Origin of the sequence: Streptomyces asoensis (genome assembly GCF_016860545.1) — a bacterium.
Lineage (GTDB): Bacteria > Actinomycetota > Actinomycetes > Streptomycetales > Streptomycetaceae > Streptomyces > Streptomyces asoensis.
The window spans coordinates 409,478-414,987 of sequence record NZ_BNEB01000006.1 but is presented as its reverse complement, the minus strand read 5'-3'; the positions used below and the strand labels follow the sequence as shown (position 1 = coordinate 414,987).

Below are 5,510 nucleotides of genomic sequence, written 5' to 3'. Positions count from 1 at the left end.
CGGGTGCGGCCGGGGTGATCAAGATGGTGGAGGCGATGCGGCACGGCGTCCTGCCCAGGACCCTGCACGTCGACGAACCGACACCGCACGTGGACTGGTCGGCGGGTGCCGTGGAACTGCTGACGGACTCCGTCGAATGGACGACGGACGGCACACGCCCGCTCCGGGCCGGTGTGTCCTCGTTCGGCATCAGCGGGACCAACGCGCACGTGATCCTGGAGGAGGCGCCGGAGGCGGAGGAGCCGGAAGAGTCTTCGGGTGATCCGCGACTCGTGGCGGACGTGCTGCCGTGGGTGGTGTCGGGTCGTTCGGACGCGGCGTTGCGGGCGCAGGCGGGGCGGCTCGCCGGGTTCGTCGAGCAGCGCTCCGAGCTGACGGTCGCCGATGTGGCGCGTTCCCTGGTGGAGACGCGGTCGGCTCTGGAGCACCGTGCCGTGGTTCTGGTCGCTGATCGGGACTCTGCTGTTGGGGTGTTGCGGTCGGTGGCGGAGGGTGTGCCTTCGGCCGGGGTGGTGTCGGGTGTGGTGTCCGGGGAGCAGGGCCGGGTGGTGTTCGTGTTCCCGGGCCAGGGCTCGCAGTGGCTCGGGATGGGTGCGGGGTTGTGGGAGTCGTCGCCGGTGTTCCGGGAGCGGCTTCAGGAGTGTGATGCGGCCCTGTCTTCGCTGGTGGACTGGTCGGTGACCGAGGTCGTCCGGGGTGTGCCGGATGCGGCTTCGCTGGACGATGTGGTGGTTGTTCAGGCGTCGTTGTGGGCGGTGATGGTGTCGCTGGCGGCGGTGTGGCGTTCGGTGGGTGTGGAGCCGGGTGCGGTGATCGGTCATTCGCAGGGGGAGATCGCTGCTGCTGTGGTGGCGGGCGCTCTGTCGGTGCAGGACGGTGCCCGGGTGGTCGTGCTGCGGGCGAGGGCGATCGCGCAGAGCCTGTCGGGCCACGGCGGGATGGTGTCGGTGGCCGCGGGTGCGGACCGGGTAAGGGAGTTGATCGCGGGCTGGGGTGAGCGGATCTCGATCGCCTCGGTCAACGGCCCCTCGTCGACGGTGGTTTCGGGTGAGCCGGATGCCTTGGACGATTTGATGGCCGCCTGCGAGAGCGCGGGCATACGGGCGCGTCGTATCGCGGTGGACTACGCCTCACACTCCGCACAGGTGGAGTCGATCCGAGAACAGGTCACCGAGGCGTTGGCCGGTATCGAGCCGCGCCTGTCTGACGTCCCGTTCTACTCGACGGTGACGGGTTCGCTGATCGACACGAGCGGCCTGGACGCCGGTTATTGGGTGACCAATCTGCGTCAGGAGGTGCGGTTCGACGCCACGGTCCGTGAGTTGCTGGCGGACGGCTTCGGATACTTCGTGGAATGCAGCCCCCACCCGGTCCTGGCCGTCGGCATGCAGGAGACGTTCGACGACGTTGCGGGCGCCCAGGCTGTCGCGCTCGGCACCCTGCGCCGCGAGGAAGGCGGTCCGGAGCGCTTCCTGACGTCCGCCGCCGAGGGCTACGTCCGCGGCCTGGCCGTCGACTGGAACGCCGTCTTCGCCGGCACGGGCGCCCGGCGCGTGGACCTGCCCACCTACGCCTTCCAGCACCAGCACTACTGGCTGGAGTCCGTGCCCGCCGGTTCCGGTGATCCGGCCGGCTTCGGGCTCGCCGACGCCGAACACCCCTTGCTGGGGGCGTTGGTGCGGGTGGCGGCTGAGGATCGGGTGGTGTTGGCGGGGCGGGTGTCGTCGGGTTCGCATCCGTGGTTGGTGGATCACGCGGTGTCGGGTGTGGTGGTGGTGCCGGGTGCGGCGTTGGTGGAGTTGGCGTTGCGGGCGGCGGACGAGGTGGGGTGTGCCGTGGTGGAGGAGTTGACGTTGGCGGCGCCGTTGGTGGTGCCGGAGCGTGGGGGGTTGCAGGTGCAGCTTTCGGTGGGTCCGCCCGACGGGACGGGACGCCGCGAACTCACCCTCCACTCCCGTCAGGAAGGCGCGTCGGACGGCGCCGATTGGGTGCAGCACGCGTTCGGCGCCGTCAGCGCACAGGAGGAGGTGGCTGAAGTCTCGCTGACCGCTTGGCCGCCGCCGGGGGCGGAGCCGGTGGATGTGGACGGGTTCTACGAGCGGGTGGCGGCCGCCGGTTACGAGTACGGGCCGTCCTTCCGGGGTCTGCGCGCCGCATGGCGGGCCGGTGATGAGATCTTCGGGGAGGTCGAACTGCCGAAGGGCCTGCACCAGGACGCGGACCGGTTCGGGATCCATCCGGCGCTGCTCGACGCCGCCCTGCACCCGCTGCTGCTGCACGCGGCGGACCGGCCTCTGAGGCTGCCGTTCGCGTGGGCTGATGTGGCGTTGTTCGCGGTGGGTGCGCGGGTGGTGCGGGTGCGGGTGAGTCCGGTGGGCGAGGACGCGGTGTCGGTGGTCCTGGCCGATGCGGCGGGTTCGCCGGTGGCTTCGGTGGGTTCGCTGGTGCTGCGTGCGGTGGATCCGCGCCGACTGCGCACGGTCGACGACCCGACGAGGGACGCCCTGTTCCGGGTCGAGTGGACCGGACTGCCGACCGGGTCGGACGAGCCGGCCCAGCCCGCCACCACAGCCGAAGTGGGATCGTCGGAAGGCCAGTTGACCGATGCGCCCGGCTTCCCGGACCTGGCGGCCCTGGTGGCGTCGGTCGACGCGGGTGCGGAGATGCCGGACGCGGTGATCGTGCCGGTCGGTCGCGGACACCGGGACGGTGACATCACGGGTGGTGTGCGTGCCGTGACCGTGCAGGCGCTGGGGCTGGTGCAGGAGTGGCTGGCGTCGGACCTGTTCGCGGCGTCGCGTCTGGTCGTGGTGACGCGAGGAGCGGTGCCCGTCGGGGGCGACAGCGACGGCGAACGCGGTGAGGGTGCCGTGGATCTGGTGTCGGCTCCGGTGTGGGGGCTGGTCAGGGCCGCGCAGAGCGAGCACCCGGGCCGTCTCCTGCTGCTGGACCTCGACGGTGACCCACGCTCGCTGGCCGCGCTGCCCCGGGCCGTCGCGGCGGCGATGGCGGCCGAGGAGCCGCAAATGGCCTTACGGGGTGGTGAGCTGTTCGTACCGAGGATGGTGCGGGCGGATGAGGCGGGTGGCCCGTTGCTGCCTCCGGCCGATGTCGAGGCGTGGCGGCTGGAGACCACGGGGCCGGGCACGCTGGAGAACCTGGAGCTTGTACCCGCGCCGGAGGCCCTGGCGCCGTTGGGCGAGGGGCAGGTGCGGGTGTCGGTCCGCGCGGCGGGCGTCAACTTCCGCGACGTGGTGGTCGGTCTCGGGATGGTGCCCGGTCAGGAGACCCTGGGCAGCGAGGCCGCCGGTGTGGTGACCGAGGCCGGTCCCGGAGTGGCCGGCGTCGCCGTCGGCGACCGGGTCATGGGCCTGATCCCACAGGGCGCCTTCGGCCCCGTCACCGTGGTCGACCACCGGTTGCTCACCCGGGTACCGGACGGCTGGTCGTTCGAACAGGCGGCGGCCGTGCCGGCCGTGTTCCTGACCGCCTACGTCGGCCTGGCGGACTTGGGTGGGCTGTCGGCGGGTGAGTCGGTGCTGGTGCACGCGGCCACGGGTGGTGTGGGGATGGCCGCGGTGCAGCTGGCCCGGCACTGGGGTGCGGAAGTGTTCGTGACCGCCAGTGAAGGCAAGTGGGACACCCTGCGGGCGATGGGCTTCGACGCCGACCACATCGCCTCCTCCAGGACCCTGGACTTCGAGAGGAAGTTCCACGCCGCCACCGGCGGGCGTGGCGTCGACGTGGTCCTCAACTCCCTCGCGAACGAGTTCGCCGACGCCTCCCTGCGGCTGCTGCCGCGCGGCGGCCGGTTCCTGGAGATGGGCAAGACCGACGTCCGCGAACCCCACGAGGTCGCGGAGCGGCACCCCGGCGTCACCTACCAGGCGTACGACCTGGCGCGGGTCGAGCCCGACCGAGTGGCCGCCATTCTGTCGGAGTTGGGGGTGTTGTTCGAGCGGGGTGTGCTGGAGTCGTTGCCGGTGCGGTCGTGGGATGTGCGCCGGGCGCCGGAGGCGTTGCGGTTCATGGCGCAGGCCCGGCATACCGGCAAGCTGGTGCTGACGGTGCCGCGGCCCTGGGACAGGTCGGGCACGGTGCTGGTCACGGGTGGCACGGGAACGCTGGGTGGGTTGCTGGCCCGGCATCTGGTGGCCGGGCGCGGGATACGGCATCTGCTGCTGGTGAGCCGGCGTGGCCCGGATGCCCCGGGGGCTGCCGAGCTGGTGCGGGACCTGCATGACCTGGGTGCGCAGAGCGTGGATGTGGTGGCGTGTGATGCGGCTGATCGGGAGGCGCTGGCGTCGGTGCTGGCGTCGGTCGGGGGTGAGCATGCGCTGACCGCTGTGGTGCATACCGCCGGTGCGCTGGACGACGCGCTGGTGGGGGACTTGTCTGCGGAGCGGCTGGAGACGGTCCTGCGGCCGAAGGTGGATGCCGCGCTCAATCTTCACGAGCTGACCCGGGAGGCGGATCTTGCGGCCTTCGTGCTGTATTCGTCGTTCGCGGGCGTCGTGGGCAATCCGGGTCAGGCGGGATACGCGGCGGCGAATGTGTTCCTGGATACGTTGGCGGGGGTGCGCCGGGCTCAGGGGCTGCCTGGGGTGTCGCTGGCGTGGGGGCACTGGGAGCAGGCCAGTGAGCTGACCGGGCGCCTGGCGGCGGCCGATCTGAGGCGTCTGGCGCGTTCGGGGATCGTGGCGATGCCCGAACCGTTGGGTCTGGGCCTGTTCGAGGCCGGCTGCCGGGCCGGTGAGAGTGTGCTGGTCACCGCTCGGCTCGATGTGGGGGTGTGGGCGTCGGCCGGGGGTGAGGTCACCCGGGCCCTGGCCCGCACGCTGGTGGCGCCCAGGGCGGCGGCGCGGCGGGTGCGTGCGGCGGCCGGGGACGGTGGGTCGGGTGGCTCGCATCTTCAGCGGCAGCTGTCGGCGATGGGGCCGGGTGAGCGGGTCGCGCATCTGGTGGATGTGGTGCGTGCTCATGTCGCCACGGTGCTGGGGCATGGTTCACCGGCGGCGGTGGATCCCGGACGGGCGTTCAAGGAGCTGGGCTTCGACTCGCTGACCGCCGTCGAACTGCGCAACCGGCTTCAGGCCGCGACCGGCCTGCGACTGCCCGCCACCCTCGTCTTCGACCACCCCACCCCCGAAACCCTCGCCGAGCATCTCCTTGCGGAGCTGTCGCCCGAGGAAGACACGGCCCATGGGACCGAGTCCCTGCTCGCCGAACTGGCCCGGCTCGAATCGGCCTTCGCCGCGGTCTCCGCGGACGAGGCCGGACATTCCACCGTCGCACGGCGCCTGGAGAACCTGCTCGCGGCCTGGAAGGAAACAGGGCCGGCGCAGCGCAAGGAAACAGCCGGTGATCGTCTCAAGTCGGCATCCGCTGACGAAGTCTTGGATTTCATCAACAGCGAGCTCGGGATTTCCTGAACGGTCACGATCCCGCCCGCGGACAAGCCGTTCGCGCCATTCCGGAATTCCCGAACGCTCGAAGGAGGACCGCGTCAG

The 5,510-nt window shown here is 71.4% G+C and carries 1 protein-coding gene; it reads left to right on the top strand.

All coding sequences use genetic code 11. The annotated features are described in order from the left end of the window. On the top strand, window positions 1-5,432 hold a 5,432-nt coding region (locus Saso_RS38885; protein ID WP_203833588.1), incomplete at its 5' end, for an SDR family NAD(P)-dependent oxidoreductase. Window positions 5,433-5,510: the final 78 nt, after the last annotated feature.